This window comes from Halogeometricum pallidum JCM 14848 (assembly GCF_000337095.1).
Taxonomy (GTDB): Archaea; Halobacteriota; Halobacteria; order Halobacteriales; family Haloferacaceae; genus Halogeometricum; species Halogeometricum pallidum.
In genome coordinates, this window is record NZ_AOIV01000025.1 from 77,000 (window position 1) to 98,636 (window position 21,637).

21 protein-coding genes are annotated in these 21,637 nt (G+C 66.6%); 14 read left to right on the forward strand and 7 right to left on the reverse strand.

The features are described 5' to 3' along the window. Positions 1–43: 43 nt before the first annotated feature. On the reverse strand, positions 44–1,039 hold the full coding sequence (locus C474_RS11350; protein ID WP_049916927.1) for a radical SAM protein: 996 nt from the start codon (positions 1,037–1,039) through the stop codon (positions 44–46). Positions 1,040–1,255: 216 nt separating this feature from the next. Here C474_RS11350 and C474_RS11355 point away from each other — a divergent pair, with 216 nt between their 5' ends. Continuing rightward, entirely contained in the window at positions 1,256–2,383 is a 1,128-nt protein-coding gene (locus C474_RS11355) for a DUF373 family protein (protein ID WP_008386910.1), read from the forward strand. A 22-nt stretch (positions 2,384–2,405) separates the two neighbouring features. Here the strand turns inward: C474_RS11355 and C474_RS11360 are convergent, their stop codons facing one another. The 4 genes from C474_RS11360 to C474_RS11375 all read right to left on the reverse strand — a co-directional run bounded on the left by C474_RS11360 (position 2,406) and on the right by C474_RS11375 (position 6,642). Then, the gene (locus tag C474_RS11360) at positions 2,406–3,248 is read right to left on the reverse strand and encodes a polyprenyl synthetase family protein (protein ID WP_008386912.1); all 843 of its coding nucleotides are present in this window, start codon (positions 3,246–3,248) and stop codon (positions 2,406–2,408) included. Between the two features lie 330 nt (positions 3,249–3,578). Beyond that, positions 3,579–4,535 (reverse strand): electron transfer flavoprotein subunit alpha/FixB family protein, encoded by a 957-nt coding sequence (locus C474_RS11365; protein ID WP_008386914.1) that lies wholly within the window; start codon positions 4,533–4,535, stop codon positions 3,579–3,581. Continuing rightward, positions 4,532–5,335: an electron transfer flavoprotein subunit beta/FixA family protein gene (locus C474_RS11370; RefSeq protein WP_008386915.1), complete on the reverse strand. Its 804-nt coding sequence runs from the start codon at positions 5,333–5,335 to the stop codon at positions 4,532–4,534. Before C474_RS11370 ends, C474_RS11365 begins: the two co-directional genes overlap by 4 nt. A gap of 77 nt (positions 5,336–5,412) precedes the next feature. Continuing rightward, on the reverse strand, positions 5,413–6,642 hold the full coding sequence (locus tag C474_RS11375) for a helix-turn-helix transcriptional regulator (protein ID WP_008386917.1): 1,230 nt from the start codon (positions 6,640–6,642) through the stop codon (positions 5,413–5,415). Positions 6,643–6,756: 114 nt separating this feature from the next. On the opposite strand from C474_RS11375, the gene C474_RS11380 reads away from it, so the two are divergent. Together C474_RS11380 and C474_RS11385 are read left to right on the forward strand one after the other, a co-directional pair. Beyond that, a complete protein-coding gene (locus tag C474_RS11380; RefSeq protein WP_008386919.1) occupies positions 6,757–8,136 on the forward strand; it encodes a DUF7096 domain-containing protein in 1,380 nt (459 codons plus the stop codon). 79 nt (positions 8,137–8,215) lie between these two features. Next, entirely contained in the window at positions 8,216–8,779 is a 564-nt protein-coding gene (locus tag C474_RS11385; RefSeq protein ID WP_008386920.1) for an archaellin/type IV pilin N-terminal domain-containing protein, read from the forward strand. An 88-nt stretch (positions 8,780–8,867) separates the two neighbouring features. Here the strand turns inward: C474_RS11385 and C474_RS11390 are convergent, their stop codons facing one another. Then, positions 8,868–9,539 carry a methyltransferase domain-containing protein gene (locus C474_RS11390; protein WP_008386921.1) on the reverse strand — a complete coding sequence of 224 codons (672 nt, stop codon included), beginning with the start codon at positions 9,537–9,539 and terminating at the stop codon, positions 8,868–8,870. A 133-nt stretch (positions 9,540–9,672) separates the two neighbouring features. Between C474_RS11390 and ahaH the strand changes: the two genes are divergently transcribed. The 11 genes from ahaH (at position 9,673) to C474_RS11445 (ending at position 20,763) form a co-directional block, all read left to right on the forward strand. Continuing rightward, positions 9,673–10,005, forward strand: coding sequence for an ATP synthase archaeal subunit H (gene ahaH, locus C474_RS11395; RefSeq protein WP_008386922.1), 333 nt, complete (start codon positions 9,673–9,675; stop codon positions 10,003–10,005). Then, positions 9,992–12,265 (forward strand): V-type ATP synthase subunit I, encoded by a 2,274-nt coding sequence (locus C474_RS11400; RefSeq protein WP_008386923.1) that lies wholly within the window; start codon positions 9,992–9,994, stop codon positions 12,263–12,265. Before ahaH ends, C474_RS11400 begins: the two co-directional genes overlap by 14 nt. A 596-nt stretch (positions 12,266–12,861) precedes the next feature. Next, positions 12,862–13,509 carry a helix-turn-helix domain-containing protein gene (locus tag C474_RS11405; RefSeq protein ID WP_008386924.1) on the forward strand — a complete coding sequence of 216 codons (648 nt, stop codon included), beginning with the start codon at positions 12,862–12,864 and terminating at the stop codon, positions 13,507–13,509. A 244-nt stretch (positions 13,510–13,753) separates the two neighbouring features. Then, positions 13,754–13,993, forward strand: a complete 240-nt coding sequence (locus C474_RS11410) for a hypothetical protein (protein ID WP_008386925.1) — start codon at positions 13,754–13,756, stop codon at positions 13,991–13,993. A gap of 24 nt (positions 13,994–14,017) precedes the next feature. Further along, complete coding sequence (locus C474_RS11415) at positions 14,018–14,599, forward strand: V-type ATP synthase subunit E (protein ID WP_008386926.1); 582 nt, start codon at positions 14,018–14,020, stop codon at positions 14,597–14,599. Next, positions 14,596–15,642: a V-type ATP synthase subunit C gene (locus tag C474_RS11420; RefSeq protein WP_008386927.1), complete on the forward strand. Its 1,047-nt coding sequence runs from the start codon at positions 14,596–14,598 to the stop codon at positions 15,640–15,642. The genes C474_RS11415 and C474_RS11420 overlap by 4 nt, the downstream gene beginning before the upstream one ends. Continuing rightward, positions 15,639–15,968: a V-type ATP synthase subunit F gene (locus C474_RS11425; RefSeq protein WP_008386928.1), complete on the forward strand. Its 330-nt coding sequence runs from the start codon at positions 15,639–15,641 to the stop codon at positions 15,966–15,968. The genes C474_RS11420 and C474_RS11425 overlap by 4 nt, the downstream gene beginning before the upstream one ends. Before the next feature lies 1 nt (position 15,969). Beyond that, positions 15,970–17,727 (forward strand): ATP synthase subunit A, encoded by a 1,758-nt coding sequence (locus tag C474_RS11430; RefSeq protein WP_008386929.1) that lies wholly within the window; start codon positions 15,970–15,972, stop codon positions 17,725–17,727. Between the two features lies 1 nt (position 17,728). Further along, positions 17,729–19,141, forward strand: coding sequence for an ATP synthase subunit B (locus C474_RS11435; RefSeq protein ID WP_008386930.1), 1,413 nt, complete (start codon positions 17,729–17,731; stop codon positions 19,139–19,141). Positions 19,142–19,449: 308 nt separating this feature from the next. Then, the gene (locus C474_RS11440) at positions 19,450–20,148 is read left to right on the forward strand and encodes a V-type ATP synthase subunit D (RefSeq protein WP_008386931.1); all 699 of its coding nucleotides are present in this window, start codon (positions 19,450–19,452) and stop codon (positions 20,146–20,148) included. Between the two features lie 228 nt (positions 20,149–20,376). Further along, on the forward strand, positions 20,377–20,763 hold the full coding sequence (locus tag C474_RS11445; RefSeq protein ID WP_008386932.1) for a DUF6276 family protein: 387 nt from the start codon (positions 20,377–20,379) through the stop codon (positions 20,761–20,763). Here C474_RS11445 and C474_RS11450 read toward each other — a convergent pair. Then, positions 20,760–21,578, reverse strand: a complete 819-nt coding sequence (locus tag C474_RS11450; protein ID WP_008386933.1) for a hypothetical protein — start codon at positions 21,576–21,578, stop codon at positions 20,760–20,762. The genes C474_RS11445 and C474_RS11450 overlap by 4 nt on opposite strands. Positions 21,579–21,637: the final 59 nt, after the last annotated feature.

A 21,637-nucleotide genomic window follows, 5' to 3' on the forward strand; every position in this document is an offset into this window, starting at 1 on the left:
GGTGCGACGACTCGTGGTCGTTCCGACGGAACGACCGGAAAAATCAGGCCAGCGGCGTCCGCTCGACCACGGTGCCGTCGACGGTGGGGTACTGCTCGACGATTTCGCCCTTCGGCGCGTCGCCGTCCTCGACCATCTCTTCGAGGAGCCACCACGCCACCTCGACGTGGTCGGACTTGACGGTGTAGAACTCCTCGGGCACGCCGAGGGCGTCCATGTCGGCCTCCGTCAACCACGTCTTCCCGTAGACGAGCGTCCCGTCGTCGGTCACCTCGTCGAACGGCCGGCGGATGTTCTGCGCCATGCGCTTGAGGCGGTTGCGGTGCTGGGCGGCGTCTTTGAACACCGAGGTGCAGAAGTAGACGCGCTCGTGGTCGGCCATCTCTTCGAGGATGGCGTCCTTCGAGCCGTCGACGGCCGACATGTGGCCCTCCTGCAGTTCGTACCCCTCCTCTTGCATCCGGCGGTAGTTGCCGTCCGACATCTCGAACTCGTTGACGTTGCAGAACTCCGCGGCCCCCTCGTCGAGGAAGTCGAGAAACTCCTCCTCGGCGCGGATGCCCGGAATCTCGAAGGCGGGCGTCAGTCCCTCCTCGCGGGCGACGTAGAGGATGTCCTCCCACTCGGTGCCGTGCAGGTCGCCCCACATCTCGTACGGCGGGTGGAAGCGAATCTCGTCCAGACCGGCCTCCGAGAGGCGGCACATGTTCTCGCGGCCGCCCGTGATTCCGGTGTACAGGTGGGTGTGGTGGTCCTCGCCGAACTCGTCTTTGAGTAGTTCGAGGTAGCGACAGGTCTTGTCGAGGGCCTCCTGCGGCTCGCCGCCCGTGATGGACGTCCCCAGCGCCTCCATGCGCTTGGCCTCGGCGATGACGTCGTCGTCGGACTCGACCTTCCGCTCGTTGGCGTACACGTCCGTGACGTTCTTGCGGTTCTCGCCGAGGGGACAGTAGAAGCAATCGCGCTGGTCGCAGTAGCCGTAGACGAACAGCACCATCTTCCCTCCCATGGCGCACTGCTCACAGCCCTTCGATATCATTCGTTACGAACACGGTACACGTCCCACGGGCAAAAACCGTGCGAAACGCCGTTCGCCCGTGGTGATCGCTCCCACCGTACGCAGGTGGAGCGGTTCGCTCCCGCGGGCGCGGGTCGCTGCCGTCTCCGTCGGAATCGACGGCGATTGGGGCCGACGTCCGTCCTCGTCCGCTCCGTCCCCGAAAACAAATATAGCCCGACGGCATACGGTCGCACGATGCTGTTGGTCCTCTGCGTCGACCTCGACGACGACCTCGGCCGGAAGACGGGCTTCGACACGCCCGTCGTCGGCCGGAACGAAGTCGAGGCGGCCGCGGTGGCGCTTGCGACTGCCGACCCCGAGGACTCCGACTCGAACGTCCTCTTTCAGGGCATCCACGAGTACGACACGCTCTCGGCGGACCCCGAGGTCGACGAGCAGGTCGAAGTCGCCGCCGTCACCGGCATGCAGGGCAGCGACGTGCAGGCCAACCGCGCCACCGGCGACGAGATAGACCGCGTCCTGGCGGGGCTCTCGACGGGAGAGAACGTCAGCGCCATCGTCATCACCGACGGCGCGCAGGACGAATCGGTGTTGCCGGTCATCCGCTCGCGCGTCCCCATCGACAGCGTGCGGCGCGTCGTCGTCCGGCAGGCGCAGGACCTCGAATCCATCTACTACACGATGAAGCAGGTGCTCGCGGATCCCGAGACGCGCGGCACCATCCTCGTCCCCCTCGGCATCCTGCTTCTCATCTACCCGTTCCTCATCATCGCCAGCTACTTCGAGGTCCCCGGCGCGGCGGTCTTGGGCGTCATCTCGGCGCTCCTCGGTCTCTACACCCTGTTCCGCGGTCTCGGGTTAGAGACCGTCGTCAACGACGCGGTGGGCCGCGGGCGCGACATCCTCTACGAGGGGCGCGTGACGCTCATCACGTACGTCGCCGCCCTCGCGCTCATGACCGTCGGCGGCTTCCGCGGCGTCGCGCTGGTGGAGGAACTGTCCGACCCGGCCCCGCCCCTCGTCCTCGCGCTCTTCGTCCACGGCGCGGTCCAGTGGCTCGCCGCCGCCGGCGTCACCTCCAGTCTCGGCCAGGTGACCGACGAGTACCTCGCGGACCGCTTCAAGTGGCGCTACCTCAACGCCCCGTTCTACGTCGTCGCCATCGCCATCGTGCTGTACGTCGTCTCGGGGTTCTTCCTCAACGTCAACGGCGTGGCCGGCGTCCCCGGCGTCCGGGCGTTCTCCGCGGCCGACTTCGCCGTCGGCCTCACGGTGGGGACGCTCCTCGGCGTGTTCAGCACGCTCGCGTTCGCCATCGCCGAGTCCCGGTTTCCCACGAGCGTCGAACCGACGCGCGGGTGACGGCCGGCGGTGACCGGGCGGCTCAGCGCTCGCGGACGACGACGAACTCCGCGAGGTCGCGGAGGTAGCCGATGGAGTCCGTCTCCTCCACCTCGGCCGCGTCGAGGGCGCCGAGCGCCTGATCGGACTGCTCGCGCGCCCGCTGATTCGCCTCGGCGGGCGTGAGGTCGGTCACCTGCACGACGGAGGGGCGGTCCATCTGCACGTCCTGCCCGGTGGGCTTGCCGAGTTCGTCGGCGTCGGCCGTCGCGTCCAGCACGTCGTCGCGTATCTGGAAGGCGACGCCGACCCGTTCGGCGTACTCGCCGAACGCCTCGACGGTGAGCGGGCCCGCCCCCGCGGCGATGGCGCCGAGTTCGGCCGCCGCGCGGAACAGCGCACCCGTCTTCCGCCGCGCGAGTTCCATGTACTCGCGCTCGTTCGACGGGCGGGCGACCAGTTCCGTCGCCTCCCCCTCGCCGAGTTCCACCATCGACTCGGCGACCACCTGCATCGCCTGGTCGTTCACCGAGAGGAGGGCGAACGCCTCGCCGAGCAGGCCGTCGGAGGCGATGATGGCCGGGCCGTAGCCGTACTCCGCCCACGCGCTCGGCGTGCCGCGTCGGATGTCCGAGCGGTCGATGATATCGTCGATGACCAAGGAGGCGTTGTGGACCAACTCGACGGCGACGGCGAAGTCCACCGCCGCGTCGGCGTCGCCGCCGCAGGCCTCGCAGGCGAGAATCGTCACCGCGGGACGAACGCGCTTGCCGCCGGCGAGAGCGACGTGCGCGAGTTCCTCGGACAGTTCGGGCGGGTCGACCGCTTCGATGACCGCCTCCAGACGGTCGTCGACCATCGACACCCGACGCTCCAGATACTCCATTATCGGGACTCAGGATGCGGCGACAAAAGAGGTTCCGGAACGAGCGTTCCCGGTCGGTGTCGCCGCTCGAACGAGGAACAGCTAGGGGATTCCGACCGGAACCCTCGTGCATCGCGCCGACGCCCCATAGTGACAGAACATCCGTGCGCGAACTGCAGACCAGTGATAGACTATACCCGCGGGACTTCTCGAAGCGCCAGCGACCGCTCGCCGTCTACGCGTTTGGTCTCGTCACCGCCGTTCCGTTTTACGCGCTTCTCCACCGACTTTTTGCGGACGCCCGCAGGCTCGCGTCCGCAAAAATCTGGACCAAAAACCGCACCGACCGGGCTACTCGAACTCCTCGGTAAGCGCCGGTACCACGTCGAACAGGTCCCCGACGACGCCGTAGTCCGCGATATCGAAGATGGGCGCGTTCGAGTCGTTGTTGATGGCGACGATGGTTTCGGAGCCTTTCATGCCGGCGACGTGCTGTACCGCCCCGGAGATTCCGATGGCGATGTACACCTCCGGCGTGACGACCTTGCCCGACTGGCCGACCTGCCGGTTCTTCGGAAGCCACCCGTTGTCGACGATGGGTCTGGATGACGAGAGCGTCGCCCCGAGGGCGTCGGCGAGGCGTTCGACGAGTTCGATGTTCTCCTCCTCTTCGATGCCGCGCCCGACGGAGACGAGCACCTCGGCGTCCGCGATGTCCACGTCGCCGCCGGCCACCTCCTCGAAGCCGGTGACGGTGGAGTTGACGGCCGACTCGTCCACCTCGAACTCGAAGGGGGTCACCTCGGCGTCGCCGTCGGCCTCGGTCACCATCCACTCGCCGGGACGAACCGTCACGACGGTGCGTTCGGCGTCGACTTCGACTGTCGTCTCCACCTTCGAACCGTACATCTCGCGCGTGACGGTGAGACCGCCGTCGTACTCGATGCCGACGGCGTCCGTCACGAGGGGGAGAGCGAGGCGGTTCGCCACGGCGGGCGCGTAGTCGAGGCCGTTCACGGAGTTCGGCGTGAGGACGTACTGCGGGTCGAGTTCGTCCGCGAGGGCACAGACAGCCTGCACGTACACGTCGTGGTTGAACTCCTCGCCGTGGTCGACGGTGTGGACGACGTCGACGCCCTCGCGGTTCACGCGCGTCGCGAACTCTTCGACCTGCCCGCTTATCACGGCCACGTGGAGGTCACCGCCCGTCTCCTCGGCGAGTTCGCGCCCCGCGGTCACGAGTTCGTAGCTCACGTCGCGCACGTCGCCGCGGCGGTGTTCCGCGACGGCCAAGACGTCGGACGTCATTCGGCGCCCACCCCCTTCTCCCGCAGGGCCGTCGCAAGTTGCGCGGCCTGTTCGCCGGCGTCGCCGTCGAAGTACGTCGCGTCGGACTCCGCCTCGGGTTCGTACATATCGGTCAGGAACAGTTCGCCCGCGACGGCCGAGTGGTCGAGACCGAGGTCCGAGAGCGTCTTGCGGGCTATCTCCTTCGACTGCGCCTGCCGGATGCCGCGGAGGCTGGCGTAGCGCGGTTCGTTGATGCCCGTCTGGATGGTCAGGACCGCGGGGAGGTCGATTTCGGTTATCTCGTCGATACCGCCTTCGAGTTCCCGGTGGACGTGCGCGACGCCGTCCTCGAGGACGCCCTCGGTGTCGAGGTGGTTCACGACGGCGCCCCACTCGAAGCCGACGGCGTCGGCGAGGGCGACGCCCGTCGCGCCGAACCCGGTGTCGTTCGCCTGCACGCCGGTGAGGACGATGTCGGGGTCCTCCTCGGCGACGACGGCTTCGAGGAGTCGGACCTTCGAGGCCACGTCGAGGAACTCGGCGGCCTCCACGTCGTCGTCCCAGATGCGGACCGCGCGGTCGACGCCCTTGGCGAGAGCCATCCGGACGGTCTCTTCGCTTCGCTCGGGTCCGATGGTCGCGGAGACGACTTCGACGTCCTCGTCGGACGCCTCGGCGAGTCGGACCGCCGCTTCGACGGCGTACTCGTCCCACTCGTTCAGGTCGTACTCGAGGTATCGGGGGTCGACGTCGAGGTCGGCTATCTCGAAGTCGTCCTCGACTTCGGCCACCTCCTTGACGGTCACGAGAACCTTCATCATCGTTCCTTCCGGCAGAGACCGGTAAATCCTTTCGGAACCCTCACCGGAACCGACGGCTGTTCGCCCGCCGGACGCTACTCCTCGTTTCCGTTCCCGCTCCTGTTCCCGTTCCCGTCGTCGTCGGTCTCGTCCGGCACGGAAATGAGGTTCTCCCGACCGAGGCGGAGTTTGTCGACGCGCCCTTCCTCGGCCATCGCCGACAGCAGTTGGGACACCTTCGCGTCCGACCAGTCCGTCTCCGCGACGATGGTCGCCTGCTTCATCCGCCCGCCGTTCCGTTCGAGGAGGCGTTCGATCCGCTCCTCGTCCGAGAGCAAGGAGAGGTCCACCTCGGGTTCCGCCGCTTCGGCAGCATCCTCGTCGTCGGACATCGACTCGGTCCCCGTCTCGCCGGCCGTCACCGACTCCGCGGCGTCGACGCCGCCGTTCGTGGTCCCGCCGCCCGCCTCCGGCGTCGGGTCGCCGGGGCGACCGCTGCCAGCGCCCGCGCCGGAGTCGGACTGCCAGCGGAGGACGACCGCGGCGAGGGCGATGAGGAACGCGACGAGGATGCCGCCGCCGACGACGAGGTCCCACGGAATTCCGCCGGGGTCGGTGATGTTCGTCGGCCGGTACGTCACGACCAACGCGTCCTCCCCTTCGAACGTCGACGGCCCGTCAAGGATGAGGGCGTTGTTCCGCTGGAGCACCTCGATGCTCGTGGTATCCGTCGCGTACCCCGGCGGCGTCTCGACGTACAACCGTTGGTCCTCGCCCAGGAGCGACAGCCATGAGTGGGGCTCTCCCGAGGACTCGCTCGGCAGTCGGAAGGCGTCCCCCAGCGCGAGATTCCCGTCTTCCATCTGCCGCAGGAAGTTCGTCCAGACGAACTCGACGGTGAGCGTTCCCGTCCCGGCCTCTCCGTCGAGGCTGTAGTCGTACGTCGCGTTTCGAATCTCCATGTCCCGTCCGGTCGCTTCGCTCGTCCGCGAAGCGATTCGCTCGAACAGTTCGCCGCGGACGCCGACGTCGGCGTTCCCGTCGACGTACTCCTCGCCCAGACGCCTGAAGGCGTCCGATTCGTTCGGCGAGTCGAACCGGTAGTGCATCTCGACCCGCCACTTCGCGTTGCCGTTATCGCGGAGGTCGATTCGTACCACAGTCTGCGGGTCGCCGTCGAACGGCCCGTCGACTTGGGGGCTGGGGGCAGACCCCGTCTCTTCGACCCGGAGGGCGCCGCTCTCAGTGCCGACCGCCGCCGCGGTGGCGGGGACGACACCGGAGAGCACCAGGAGGAGGGCTACGGCCAACGCGGGTATCCGCATTTGCTGGTGGTTGGACGTGGAGCGCTCAAAACCCTTTCCATGCCGAGAAAACCGCCCGCTCGGCGGTTTCGACGAGCAAGACGTTTTAGTAGTCGTCCGCAGTACGTGTTCGATATGAGAGCCCTCCCCGCCGTGCTCGTCGCGGTCCTCGTGCTTTCGACCGTCGTCGGAGCGGCGGCGCCGGGTACGGCGCCGGTCCCATCGGCGACCGATATCGCCCCTGACTCGGCACCCATCGGAGCCCCCGGCGCGAACGCGCCGACGCAGGTCGGAGTGCCGGCGACGCAACTGGCGTCGAACGAGACGGCGAGCAACGCGACCCTCCACGTGCTCGGGATTCCGCCGGATCGGGTCAATCGAAGCTCCTTGGAGGGGCGGACGGTCGATCTGGGCCCGGCGCTCGCCTTCGAGGACAACGAGACGAAGCTGACCATCGAGACGCTCGCGGCCGTCGAGCGGATTCAGTCCGCCGACACCGAGGACCGCCGACAGCAGGTGATCCTCCAGGAACTGACCACCATCGAACAGCGCATCATCTCGCTTCGGTCGAGACAGCAGGCGGCGATCAGCGCCTACGGTGCGGGGGAGATAACGCCGCGGCGGTTCCTCGTCCGCCTCGCCGTTATCGACCTGGAGGCGCGAGCGCTCGACGAGCGCAGACAGCGAATCGACGCATTCGCCGAGTCGATGTCCGGGCTTTCGGTCGAGTCGCGGTCCGCGACGCTCGAACGCGAACTCGACACGTTCACCGGGCCGGTCCGACAGCACGCCGTCAGCGTCCTGCAGGGCGACGCCGAGAGCACGCGCTTCTTCCTCCAGACCGGCTCCGACAGCGTCGTCGCCACCACCATCAGAAACGAGACGTACGTCCGCGAGGCGTACCGCGAGGACCTGAGAGCGCGCGGCACCGGGATCATCACCCTCGACGAGGCCCTCAACAACACCACGCAGGCGTACCCACACATCAGCGCGCTGGGGCTGCGCGAGAGCGGAACGAGCGTCTCCGGCACGCGGCAGGGGGACAACAGCGTCCTCGTCCGCATCCAGCACGAACGCGGACAGCTGTACGCGTTCGTCGACAGCGGCTCCAAGCAGGTGTTCAAGGAGTTCCAGTACCGACCGCTCGACACGCTTCGGACGACGCCCACCGACGGCGCAGTGAAGGACGGCCTCGAACTCACCGCCCACCAGACGTACGCCGGCGGTCCCGTCCGCATCCAACTGAACCGGACCGACACCGGCCGCCCCGCGAACGCCCGAATCACCGTCGGCCCGCAGAACGGACAGAGCGCCGTCGTCGGCGAGACGGGCGACGACGGGACGCTGTGGACGATGGCGCCCGGACGGACCTATCAGGTGACCGCCATCAGGGGCAACTCGGTCGTCGTCCTGACCGTCAGGCCCGACGCCCCCCCGCTCGTCAACCAGACGGCGGCGGGCGAACCCGCGAACGCCACCGCGTCGCAGGCCGCGCAGTCCCCGTCCGACGACTGACGCCCGGACGGCGCCCGACCGCCTGACGGGCACCCGCCCGTCCGAATCTTCTTATCCGAACGGGCGGCCACCGCCCGCCGTGACCGACCGCGCGCTCTCCCCCGTCGTCGCGACGCTGTTGCTCGTCGCCCTCGTTCTCTCGACGGCCGCCGTCGTGGCGGCGGCGAGCGACGCGCTCGTCGCCGGCGCGTCTGCTCGCGCCGCGGCCGCCGACCCGGGTTCGACGGGGTTCCGCGGCGTTCCCGACGCGTCGCCCGGCCCCGCCGCCGGAGTCGGGTCGGGCCTCCCCCCGACGGCGTTCTCGCTGTCCGCTACCGGGGACGAACTCGCCGTGACGTACGAGCGCGGTCCGACGCTCGACGCGTCGACGCTCCGACTCCGCGTCGCCGTCGACGGCGAACCGCTGGCGTTCCAACCGCCGCTCCCGTTCTTCGCGGCCCGGGGGTTCCGCTCGGGTCCGACCGGTCCGTTCAACGTCGCTGACGACGGCGCGTGGTCGGCGGGCGAGACGGCGACGCTCGCGGTGGCGGGAACGAACGACCCCGAACTCGAACCCGGCCGGACCGTCACGGTTCGGCTCTACCGGGGGTCGTCGTCGCGTCCGTTGGCGACGCTGACGGCGTCGGTGAGCGCGCCGGCGTGACCGGCGAATCGACCGCGAGCGCGCGGGAGAAGGGTTGCGGGCGAACGCCCGTTTCGTCGTCTCGGTCGAGTCTCCGTCGCGGCCGTGTTCAGGCCTCGACTTCGGCTTCGGCGCCGGCGTCCGCCTCGTCTCCGCCGTCGGCGTCCGGCACCCGCGCGACGGTGGTGATGGCGCGCGGCGTACCGGGTGCGGCCTGCTGGATGTGGTGTTCGATGTCGACGAAGCCGGCCTCCTCGAACATCCGCTGGGCCTCGTGCTCGTCGTAGAACAGCATGATGGCGTCGGCGAGGTACTGGAACGGGCCCGTCTCCGGGTAGTCCGGCCCGACGACGAGGACGCGGTTGCCCGGTTCGACGACGCGGCGGAACTCCTCTAAGGCGTCGACGGGGTTGGGCCAGTACTCGATGGACCCCGAGGACCACAGCACGTCGAAGGAGTCGTCCTTGAAGGGGAGGCGCTCGGCGTCGCCGCGGTAGAAGCGAACCCGGTCGTTCCGCCCGAACTTCGCGAACGCCTTCTCCATCTGGTGGATGCTCTGGTCGAGGGCGTGGACGTCGTCGGTGTACCGCAGGAGTCCCTCCGTGGCGAACCCGGTCCCGGACCCCACGTCGAGGACGCGGTCGTCGGGTTGGATATCGAGGAGTTCGAGCGCCTCGTCGCGCATCTCCTCGTTCCAGACGAAGGGGTTGATCCGGTCGTACACCTTCGAGAGGTACTTGTAGAACAGGCGCGCCCGTGACTTGTTCTCGAGGACTCCCATCGTCGAGCCGTTCGAACCGGGCGGTGATAACCGTGCGGATTCGTCCGAGAGGCGGTCGGGACGCCCGTGCCGCCGCGAGAGGTTTCCGCAAACACCTTATACGGCGGTGGCGCAACTTTCTGACGATACGAGTATGCCGAGACCAGAGGTTCTCGAACGGATCAAGACGGCCGAATCCGAGGCTGACGATATCGTCGCGGAGGCTGAGGCGGACCGCGAGGAGCGGATCGCCGACGCGCGTCAGGAGGCCGAAGAGATCCGTCAACAAGCCGAAGAGGAGGCACGTGAGTACGAGTCCGGGCGTCTCGAGGAGGCTCGCGAGGAGATCGAAGAGGAGCGGCAGGCCGTCCTCCAAGAGGGCGAATCGGAGCGCAAACGGCTCATCAGGGACGCGGAATCGAACGTGGAGGAGGCGGTCGAGTACACGATCGACCAGTTCGAGGAGGCGGTGAATGCTCAGACCTGAACAGATGAGTAAGGTCTCCGTGACCGGGTCCAAGCGCGTGATGGACCCCGTCATCGAGACGGTTCACGACCTCAATCTGCTTCACGTGACCGAGTACGACAACTCGTGGGACGGCTTCGACCCGGGCGACCCCGCCGCCGGCGCCGAGACGGCTTCGGACAAACTCGTCACGGTTCGGTCCCTCGAGAGCATCCTCGACGTCGACGAGGAGGACGCGGGGCCGACCCGCATCGTCACCGACGACGCGTTGGAGGCCGAACTCGAAGAGATCCGCACGCGGGTTAACGAACTCGACGACGAGCGACAGGCGCTCCGTCAGGACCTCCGCGAGATCGAAGAGCGCACCGAGGCGATGGAACCGTTCGAGGACCTCGGTATCGACCTCGACCTCCTGTCGGGATACGACTCCATTCAGGTCGCCGTCGGGCGAGGGAAGCGCGAGGCGATAGAGCGCGCCATCGTCGACTCCGACGAACTCGTCGACTACGAGATATTCGAGGGCGACGACGCGCTCGCGGTGTTCGCGCGACCGGCGTCCGGCGCCGACGACTCCGCGCTCACCGACGCCCTCGTCAGCGCCGACTTCGCCACGCTCGAAGTCCCGGACGCCCGCGGGAGTCCGCAGGAGTACATCCGGGAACTCGAACACGAACACCAGCAGATCTCCTCGAAGCTCGAATCCGTCGAGGACGAACTGTCGAGCATGAAGCTCGACGCGGCGGGCTTTCTCCTCGCGGCCGAGGAGAAACTCTCCATCGACGTTCAGAAGACCGAGGCGCCGCTGTCGTTCGCCACGACCGAGAACGCCTTCGTCTCCGAGGGCTGGATTCCGACCGAGCGGTTCACCGAGTTCAAGGCCGCGCTGAAGGAGAACGTCGGCGAACGCGTCGAGGTCGAGGAGCTCCAGCGCGCGACGTTCTCGAGGGACGGAACCGACCACGTGCGCGAGGACCCGGCCGCCGGCGGCGGCGGTTCGGGTAAGCCGGCCGCCGCGGACGGCGGGACGGCAGCGGACGCGCGTGCCGACGGCGGTCACGCGAGCGGTGTGAGCGCGACTTCGTCGAACGCTCGCTCCGACGGCGGTGCGGTCGTCATGGACGACGACGAACCGCCGACCATACAGAACAACTCCGGTCCGGTCCAGCCGTTCGAGGTGCTCGTGCAGGCGGTCAGCCGACCGAGCTACTACGAGTTCGACCCGACGGTCATCCTCTTTTTGACGTTCCCGGCGTTCTTCGGGTTCATGATCGGTGACCTCGGCTACGGGCTCATCTACACCGCCATCGGCTTGTTCCTGTGGTCGAAGTTCGACGACCGGCCGGCGTTCAAGAGCATGGGCGGTATCACCATCGCCGCCGGCCTGTTCACGACGTTGTTCGGCATCCTCTACGGCGAGATATTCGGACTGCACCTCGTCGCGACGTACTTCTGGGAGGGCGTCGTCGGCCTCTCGCACGCCCCCATCGAGAAGGGTCTCTCGCCGGCCACCTCCGAGTGGGCGCTCGGGTGGCTCACCGTGAGCGTCATGGTCGGTATCGTCCACCTCAACATCGGGTGGCTATTCGACTTCTTCGAGAACCTCGAACTCCACGACCTCAAGCACGCCGTCTACGAGAGCGGCTCGTGGCTCCTGATGCTCAACGGCCTGTGGATCTGGATCTTCTCGGACGTGCTCAGAGGCACGTCTCCCGAGTTCCTCTACACGACGTTCTCCGCAGAAGGCGTCCTACCGCTCGGCTTCAGCGGGTTCCCCGCTATCGTCGGGTGGGTCGGACTGGGCGTCTTCTTCCTCGGTCTCGTCCTGCTCGCCGTCGGCGAGCCAATCGAGGTCGTCGAGTTCCTGAACGTGCTCGTGAACGTGCTCTCGTACACCCGTATCGCCGCGGTGCTGCTCGCCAAGGCGGGGATGGCCTTCACGGTCAACCTCCTGTTCTTCGGCGTCTACGCCACCGAGGGAGAACACGGCAACGAGTGGCACTTCGGGCTCGATCACATGCCCCACGTCGGGGATATGTCTCACGGACACGAAGTCGTCGAAGTGCTGTTCCCCGGCCTCGTCCACGGCGGCGCGGCGACGGTCCTCCTCGGACTGCTCGTCCTCGTCCTCGGGCACCTGGTCGTCCTCGCTCTCGGCGTGACCAGCGCCGGCCTGCAGGCCGTGCGTCTCGAGTACGTCGAGTTCTTCAACAAGTTCTACGAGGGCGGCGGCCGCGACTACGAACCGTTCGGCTACGACCGCCAGTTCACCACCGAGGACTGAGGCGCTCGCCTCGTCTCGGCTTTTTTCTCCCGCACCTGTCCCGTCGGTCACCCGTTCGCCGCCGCGCGGACGTAAAAAATCCTCTCGCACACAACCCGTGCGTTGAGGGTATCTCTTCGAGAAGTGGGCCCCGTCCATCGAGGCGAGTCACTCGGCGCGTTCCCACTGAGAATCACTCACTCACGGGCTCGCCCCCGATGGACCGATTCGATTCCGCCACGCGCTCGGCGGCAGACGGATAGCTTTTCGTCCGCCCGTCCCCGCTGCGACATTTTCCTCGACTACGGGTCCCCCACTCGCCAGTACACTTTTGCAGTCGGGGAGAATATGTCCTGATTGGAACAACTAATTCCCCGTGTGCGCTTTCGCCGTGACCATGGGACCCAGTCACGCCCGCCGGACTCCCGGCGGAACGGACGCATAACCGACCACACGCGTTCCGCGACGACTGATACCATGTACGAGACCACGCTACTGCGGACGCTACGGGCAGGTACCGGGCTTCGACGACCCCGTCGGACGCACTCGACAGGGGTCGGTACAGGAGTCGGCGCCGAGGTCAGCGTCGACGGCGGCGCGGCGCGAGGTGAGGCGCGATGACCGCGTTCTTAGACTTCACCGTCCCGCGGGAGGCGTTCGTCCTCGGACGGGTGTTGGACGTCGACCACGTCGGCTACGTCGAACTCACGCAGTTCGTCCCCACCGGCGAGTCGTTAGTTCCCTTCTTCTGGGCGGAGACCGACGACGCCGAGGCGTTCGAGGCGGCCGTCACTGAATCGCCCCAGGTCGACGAACTCATCGGACTCAACGGCGTGACCGGGCAAACGCTGTACCGAGTGGAGTGGACCTCGGGGGTCGACGGCCTGCTCGACGCCCTGCAGGCGCACGACGTCGCGGTGCTGCACGCGAGCACCGACGGCGGCGACTGGACGTTCAGGACCGTCGCGGCGGATCGCGAGACGTTCACGCGGTTTCAGACCGCCTGTCGCGAGAAGGACCTCCCTATCGACGTCCGTCGGCTCTCGAACAGCAAGAACCGCGAACGGGCGCTGTACGGTCTGACCGACAAACAGCGGGAGGCGCTCCTACTCGCCTACCAAGCCGGATACTTCGAGCCGGGGACCGACGTGCGCTTGGGGGACATCAGCGGAGAGCTCGAAATCAGCCAGCAGGCGCTCGGCGGGCGACTCAAGCGGGGGACTCGCGCGCTCATCAGCAACACGATAGCTCTCGGTCACACGTGACGGCGCGGCCGCCGACGCGGCACCATAGAAACGCCCACCTTTTCCCGCCAAAGTTCGCCGCGACTCGGTTTCTTTTTATCTGTTCGGCTCCAACCGAATCAGCTCGGTATTTCTGCGATTATCCGGGCGTATTGAGGCCCCTTCTCACCGTTTTGCGAAATCGGTTTGGGAAGCTTTATGAGATGCCCCCGGTGACATAGGCGTGTTCGGAGACGCAATCCGGTACTACGAGGACACAACACAAATGCTCGAAAACATCCTACTTCAGACGCAGTCGTCCGGCCCGGCTATCAGTGCACCCGCCGCCGCCGCTCTCGCGGTCGGTCTCGCGGCCTTCGGCGCGGGGTATGCAGAGCGCGGTATCGGAGCCGCCGCGATGGGCGCCATCGCAGAGGACAACGACCTCTTCGTCAACGGTCTCATCCTGACCGTCCTGCCGGAGACGCTCGTCATCCTCGCGCTGGTCGTCGTGTTCATCGTTTAAAGCAACCCCCTCCCTTTCCACCACATGAGTTTGGATAACGTCGTCGAAGACATACGAGAAGAAGCCCGCGCGCGTGCGGAGGAGATTCGCGAGGACGGAGAGCAACGGGCCTCCGAAATCGTCGCGGAGGCCGAATCCGACGCTCAGGAGCTTCGAGAATCGCGCAAGACCGACGTCGAACGTCAGGTCAAACAGGAGCGCGAGCAGGCGCTTTCGAGCGCGAAGCTCGAAGCCAAACAGAAGCGCCTCGAAGCGCGCCGAGACGTCCTCGAGGACGTCCGCGAGGAAGTCGAATCGGAACTGGCCTCGCTCTCCGGTGACCGTCGCGAGACGCTCACCCGCTCGCTACTCGACGACGCGGCCGACGAGTTCGACGCCGGCAACGACGTCGTCGTCCACGGCCGCGCCGCCGACAAAGCGCTCCTCGAAGATATCCTCGAAGAGTACGACGACTACAGCTACGGGGACAGCTACGACTGTCTCGGCGGCGTCGTCGTCGAGAGCACGCAGTCGCGCGTCCGGGTGAACAACACGTTCGACTCCGTCCTTGAGAGCGTCTGGGAGGACAACCTCAAGGAAGTGAGCGCCCGACTGTTCGACCAATGAGTGCCGCCGGCGGTTCCAACCCCGAGTACGTGAACGCCCGCGTCCGGTCGCGGCAGAGCCAACTGTTCAGCGACGAGGACTACCGGAAACTGGTTCGGATGGGGCCGGCCGAGATAGCCCGCTTCATGGAGGAGTCGGAGTACGAAGAGGAGATAAACGCGCTCGGGTCGCGGTACTCGGGCGTCGACCTCATCGAGTTCGCGCTCAACCGCAACCTCGCGAAGCAGTTCAACGACATCCTCAAGTGGGCCGATGGTCGGCTGTACGACCTCATCGCCCGTTACCTGCGCAAGTTCGACGCGTGGAACGTCAAGACCATCATCCGCGGCATCTACTCGGATATCGACCACGACGCGGTCGACGTCGACCTCATCCGCGCCGGCGAGTTCGACGACCGCTTCATCGACCGGTTGCTCGACGCGGGCACCATCGAGGAAGTCGTCGACCGCCTCGACGGGACGATGTTCGACGCGGGGCTCGAACAGGCCTACGAGGACTACGAGGACACGGACGTGCTCGTCCCCCTCGAGAACGCCATCGACCGCGCCTACTACGAGAACCTGCTCGAAGGGCTCGTGGTCGACGAGTCGACCGAGCAGTACCGCGAGTACCTCGAAGCGGAGATAGACTTCCGGAACGCCCGGAACGCGCTCCGCCTCGCGCGAAGCGGCGCGGACATCGACCCCGCCGAATACTACATCGAGGGCGGGTCGCTGTTCTCCGCTTCGGAGCTCGTAACGCTCTCGCAGAACCCCACCGAACTCCTCTCGAAGATACGCGATTCGAAGTACGGCGACGACCTCTCCGATGCGCTCGACGACATCGAATCGGTAAACAGTCTCATTGGCTTCGAGCGCGCACTAGAGAGTGCGTTGCTCGAGTACGCTGACAGCCTCGGTTACGTCTACCCGCTGTCGGTGAGTCCGGTCATCTCGTACATCCTCGCGAAGGAGCAAGAGGTGGACAACATCCGGGCCATCGCCCGCGGCCGCGAAGCCGGCCTGTCGGAAGAGGAGATAGAGGAGGAGCTGGTCATCCAATGAGTCAGGAGATAGCCGTCATCGGCAGTTCGGACTTCACGACCGGGTTCCGACTCGCGGGGGTTCGGAAGTTCGAGAACGTGCCCGACGAACAGAAGGACGAACAGCTCGACGAAGCCGTCAGCCGGACGCTGGAGGACGAGGACGTGGGCATCATCGTGATGCACAACGACGACCTCGACGACCTCTCCCGGCAGGTCCGCCAGTCCGTCGAGACCAGCATCGAACCGACGCTGGTCACCCTCGGCGGCGGCGCGGGCGCAGGCGGCCTCAGAGACCAGATCAAACGCGCCATCGGTATCGACCTGATGGAGGAGGACGAAGACTAACATGAGTCAGACACAACAGACCGTCCGCGAGGACGGCATTATTGCAAGCGTGAGTGGTCCCGTGGTGAGCGCCCGAGACCTCGACGCCCGGATGAACGACGTCGTCTACGTGGGCGACGAAGGCCTGATGGGCGAGGTCATCGAGATAGAGGGCGACATCACGACGATTCAGGTGTACGAGGAGACATCCGGCGTCGCTCCCGGCGAACCCGTCGAGAACACGGGCGACCCGCTGACCGTCGACTTGGGTCCCGGCCTGCTCGACACCATCTACGACGGCGTTCAGCGCCCGCTGGACGTCCTCGAAGACAAGATGGGTAGCCCGTACCTCGACCGCGGCGTCGACGCGCCCGGCATCGAACTCGACGAGAAGTGGGAGTTCGTGCCCGAGGTCGTAGAGGGCGACGCGGTCGAACCCGGCGACGTGCTGGGCGTCGTCGAGGAGACGGTCACCATCGACCACAAGGTCATGGTCCCGCCCGACGTCGAAGGCGGCGAGATCACCGAGATCAAATCCGGCTCCTACACCGTCACCGAGCCCATCGCGACGCTCGACAACGGCGAGGAGATAACGATGCGCCAGGAGTGGCCGGTCCGCGAGGCCCGACCCTCCGAGACGAAGATGACCCCCCGGACGCCGCTGGTGTCCGGACAGCGCATCCTCGACGGCCTGTTCCCCATCGCGAAGGGTGGGACGGCCGCGATTCCCGGCCCGTTCGGGTCGGGAAAGACCGTCACGCAGCACAGTCTCGCGAAGTTCGCCGACGCGGACATCATCATCTACGTCGGCTGCGGCGAGCGCGGAAACGAGATGACGGAGGTCATCGACGACTTCCCGGAACTCGAAGACCCCTCGACGGGTAACCCGCTCATGGCCCGGACGTCGCTCATCGCGAACACGTCCAACATGCCGGTGGCCGCCCGCGAGTCCTGCGTGTACACGGGTATCACCATCGCGGAGTTCTACCGCGACATGGGGTACGACGTGGCGCTGATGGCCGACTCCACCTCCCGGTGGGCCGAGGCCATGCGCGAAATCTCCTCGCGGCTGGAGGAGATGCCCGGCGAGGAGGGCTACCCCGCCTACCTCTCCGCACGCCTCTCGGAGTTCTACGAGCGCGCCGGCGCGTTCGAGAACATCAACGGTACCGAGGGTACCATCTCCGCAATCGGCGCGGTGTCGCCGCCCGGCGGCGACTTCTCCGAGCCGGTGACACAGAACACCCTGCGCATCGTCAAGACGTTCTGGGCGCTGGACGCCGACCTCGCCGAACGGCGTCACTTCCCGGCCATCAACTGGAACGAGTCGTACTCGCTCTACAAGGAGCAGCTCGACCCGTGGTTCCAGGAGAACGTCGACCCCGAGTGGCCCGACGAACGCCAGTGGGCGGTCGACGTGCTCGACGAGGAGGGCGAACTGCAGGAGATCGTTCAGCTCGTCGGCAAGGACGCGCTGCCGGAGGACCAACAGCTCACCCTCGAAGTGGCGAGCTACCTCAAGGAGGCGTACCTCCAGCAGAACGCGTTCAACCCGAACGACATGTACTGCTCGCCGGAGAAGACGTTCACCATGCTCACCACCATCCATCACTTCAACGACGAGGCGTTCCAAGCGCTCGAAGCCGGCGTCCCCGTCGAAGAGATCATCGATATCGACGCCGCGCCGCGGCTGAATCGCATGGCCGTCCAGGATGACTGGAAGGAGTACATGGCCGACCTGCGAGACGACATCCAAGCGCAGATGCGGGAGCTGTACTAAGATGAAAGAGTATCAAACGATATCCGAGATCAGCGGTCCGCTGGTGTTCGCCGAGGTCGACGAGCCGATCGGCTACGACGAAATCGTCGAGATAGAGACGCCGGAGGGCGAGACCCTGCGCGGTCAGGTTCTCGAATCCACCGACGGCGTCGTCGCCATCCAGGTGTTCGAGGGGACCACCGGCATCGACAAGAACGCGTCCGTCCGCTTCCTGGGCGAGACGATGAAGATGCCCGTCACCGAGGACCTCCTCGGGCGGGTCCTCGACGGTTCCGGTCAGCCCATCGACGGCGGGCCGGAGATCGTCCCCGACGAGCGACACGACATCGTCGGCGCGGCCATCAACCCCTACTCCCGCGAGTACCCCGAGGAGTTCATCCAGACCGGCGTTTCCGCCGTCGACGGCATGAACACCCTCGTTCGCGGGCAGAAGCTCCCCATCTTCTCGGGGTCGGGGCTGCCGCACAACGACCTCGCGCTTCAGATCGCCCGTCAGGCGACCGTTCCCGAGGAGGCGACCGACGAGGGCGAGGACGGTTCGGAGTTCGCCGTCATCTTCGGCGCGATGGGCATCACGGCCGAGGAGGCCAACGAGTTCATGGACGACTTCGAGCGCACCGGCGCCTTGGAGCGCTCTGTCGTCTTCATGAACCTCGCGGACGACCCCGCCGTCGAGCGGACGGTCACGCCGCGGATGGCCCTGACGACCGCCGAGTACCTCGCGTTCGAGAAGGGCTACCACGTGCTGGTCATCCTCACGGACATGACCAACTACTGCGAGGCGCTGCGAGAGATCGGCGCCGCGCGCGAGGAGGTCCCGGGCCGACGTGGCTACCCCGGATACATGTACACCGACCTGGCGCAACTGTACGAACGCGCCGGCCGTATCAAGGGTCGCGAAGGGTCGGTCACGCAGATTCCCATCCTCACGATGCCGGGGGACGACGACACTCACCCCATCCCGGACCTGACCGGGTACATCACCGAGGGGCAGATCATGATGGACCGCGACCTCAACAGTCAGGGCGTCCAGCCCCCGGTCAACGTGCTGCCGTCGCTCTCCCGTCTCATGGACGACGGTATCGGCGAGGGCCTGACCCGCGCGGACCACGCCGACATCTCCGACCAGATGTACGCGGCGTACGCGGAGGGTGAGGACCTGCGCGACCTCGTGAACATCGTCGGCCGCGAGGCGCTCTCGGAACGCGACAACAAGTACCTCGACTTCGCCGACCGCTTCGAGGCGGAGTTCGTCGACCAGGGCTACGACACCGACCGCTCCATCGACGAAACCGTCGAAATCGGTTGGGACCTCCTCTCGGAGTTCCCGAAAGAGGAACTCAACCGCATCGACGAGGAACTCATCGAGGAGCACTACCGCGAAGAGACCGAAGAGGAAGTTACGGCCGACTGACGGGACTCTCCCGTTCGATTTTTCTTCTTTCCCCCTTTCGAGTGACTTCCTCGGCGGTCGGACTCGCTCACGAGAGTCCTCGCCGGCGTCGGCGTCGTCGGTGCCGCTCTCCTCGGGGAGGCGAACCTAGTACCCCGATGCGCTTCTCGCGTGGGTCGCGCCCGTGCTCACCCTCCCGCGCGTCGTCGTGGTCTCTTATCTGGACCGGGTTCAGGGGCTCTGGTGAGGGCGGTTCGCGTCGGGTCGCGGTGCGTCACTTGGAGTGACTGAAAAGGATTAACCTCCTCCGTCCACAAGTTTCCCGCAAGATGGCCGAAGACGTCAAACCGACTCGCAAGAACCTGATGGCGATCGAGGACCGCATCGAGCTCTCCGAGCGGGGTCACGACACGCTCGAACAGAAGCGAGACGGTCTCATCATGGAGTTCATGGACATCCTGGACCAGGCGCAGGACGTCCGCTCGGAACTCAACGGCAACTACGAGACGGCCCAATCGAAGATCAACATGGCCCGCGCGATGGAGGGCGACGTGGCCGTCCGCGGCGCCGCCGCGGCGCTGAAAGAGCACCCCGAGATAACCACCCAGTCGAAGAACATCATGGGCGTCGTCGTCCCGCAGATCGAATCCTCGCGCGTGAAGAAGTCGCTCGACCAGCGCGGGTACGGGCTGCTCGGCTCCTCGGCTCGCATCGACGAGGCGGCCGACGCCTACGAGGACTTGCTCGAATCCATCATCCTCGCCGCCGAGGTGGAGACGGCGATGAAGAAGATGCTCAAAGAGATAGAGACGACGAAGCGCCGCGTCAACGCCCTGGAGTTCAAACTCCTGCCCGACCTCTATGAGAACAAAGAGTACATCGAACAGAAACTCGAAGAGCAGGAACGCGAGGAGATATTCCGCCTGAAGAAGATCAAGGCGAAGAAGGAAGAAGAGGAGAAGGCCGAACGCGAGGAGGCCGAACAGAACGAGACGTCCGTCGCCGAGAGCGTCCCTGCGGACGACTGAGTCGCGACTCGACTCGACCGTTCGCGACTGCGACGCGCGAGTCGAGTTCCGCCTCGCGCAGTCGGGTGAGTCTTCGGCCGACGCCCGACGCGGTTTCGGTTCTCTCTGCTCTCTGACTCTCCAGCGACGGCGTTCGGGATCCGCTTCCGTACGGCTTGCACGAGGAAACCCCGCCGTTGGCGCCGGCCGACCGGCGGACTTTCACGACTCGCGCGTCTGCCTCTCGGTATGGCGACCTGTTCCGTCTGCGACGAACCGTTGGCCCGCGCTCGCGTCCCGACCGACCTCCGCGAGTACGCCGCCGACGCCCCGGGCGTCGGCCTCTGTCCCGTCTGCCTGCGGACCGACCCCGTCGCGGACGCGCCCGAGTCCGACGAGTTCGACGCGGTGGCCGACTACTTCCCCCGAGGCGACGGCGGCGTTGCCGTCGCCCTCGCACTCGGGATGCTCGACTCGCTGGCGCTCAACCGCTCGGCCGTCCAGTCGCTCGTCGAACGCGCCGAACGGGAGGGCGCCGACGTCCTCCTGACGCTCGACCGACTCGCCGGGGACGATTCGCTGGACCCGCACTTCGACGTCGAACGGCGACGGGCGCAGATCGAGCAGTTCCTCTAACTCCCGCCGGCGTTCGCGTCGTTCGCATCCTCGTCGGTTCCCTCGCCGTCGAACGCCACCGGGTCCTCCCAGCGGTTCCCCTCCTCGACCGGTTCGACCGCGTGGTCGAGTTCGTCCTCCCCGTACTCGACGTCCGAGAACGCCATGTTGAGCCGCTGCCAGCGCGCGCTCTGTTCGTCCTCGCCGTCCGGCCCGACGCGCGCGCCGAACCGCTTGAAGAAGCCCTCGCCGCGGTCCCGTCTGGAGCCCTCGGCGGTGTGCTTGTCGAAGATGACGTCGTACGGGCCGCCGGGTTCGAGGTCCGAGACCGGAAAGTCGACGGCGGGGTCCGCTTCGGTTCCGCGGACCTCGGCGCGGGCCGCGGCGGCGTTCCGGAAGAACTCGTCGGCGTTGGCCGCTTCGCGAGACGAACGCGCACGCGCGCACGAGAGAGCGGCGTGAATCGCGCACAGGCGGCCCTTCCAAGACTGCGGGTCCCAGCGCTCGGTCGCCAGCGTCTCGTATCGCTCGACGAGGAGCGCGACGTCCTGCCCCGCGCGGAGGTCCTCGACCACGTAGAGGTGGAGGCGGTCCCAGAGGTTCCACGCGTACCCCGACCGGGCGAGTTCCCACGCCGCCCACGCGGCGACCTCCTCGTCGGACCGACGGACGGCCTTCTGCAGCAGACTGGAGACGTCGTAGCGGTTGTAGCCGCCGTCGGTCTCGCCGTCGGCCTTCGATTCGCCCCAGTCGGTCGTCCCCTCTCGCGCTTCCGGCGGCGTCTCGGTGTCGAGACTCCCGTCGGACCCGAACGTGGCTTGACGGTCCTCGTCCATGCTCGCGAGTGACGGCAGCGTCGGTCAAGTGTGGTCCGGTCTGCGGCGGCCGTTCGCGG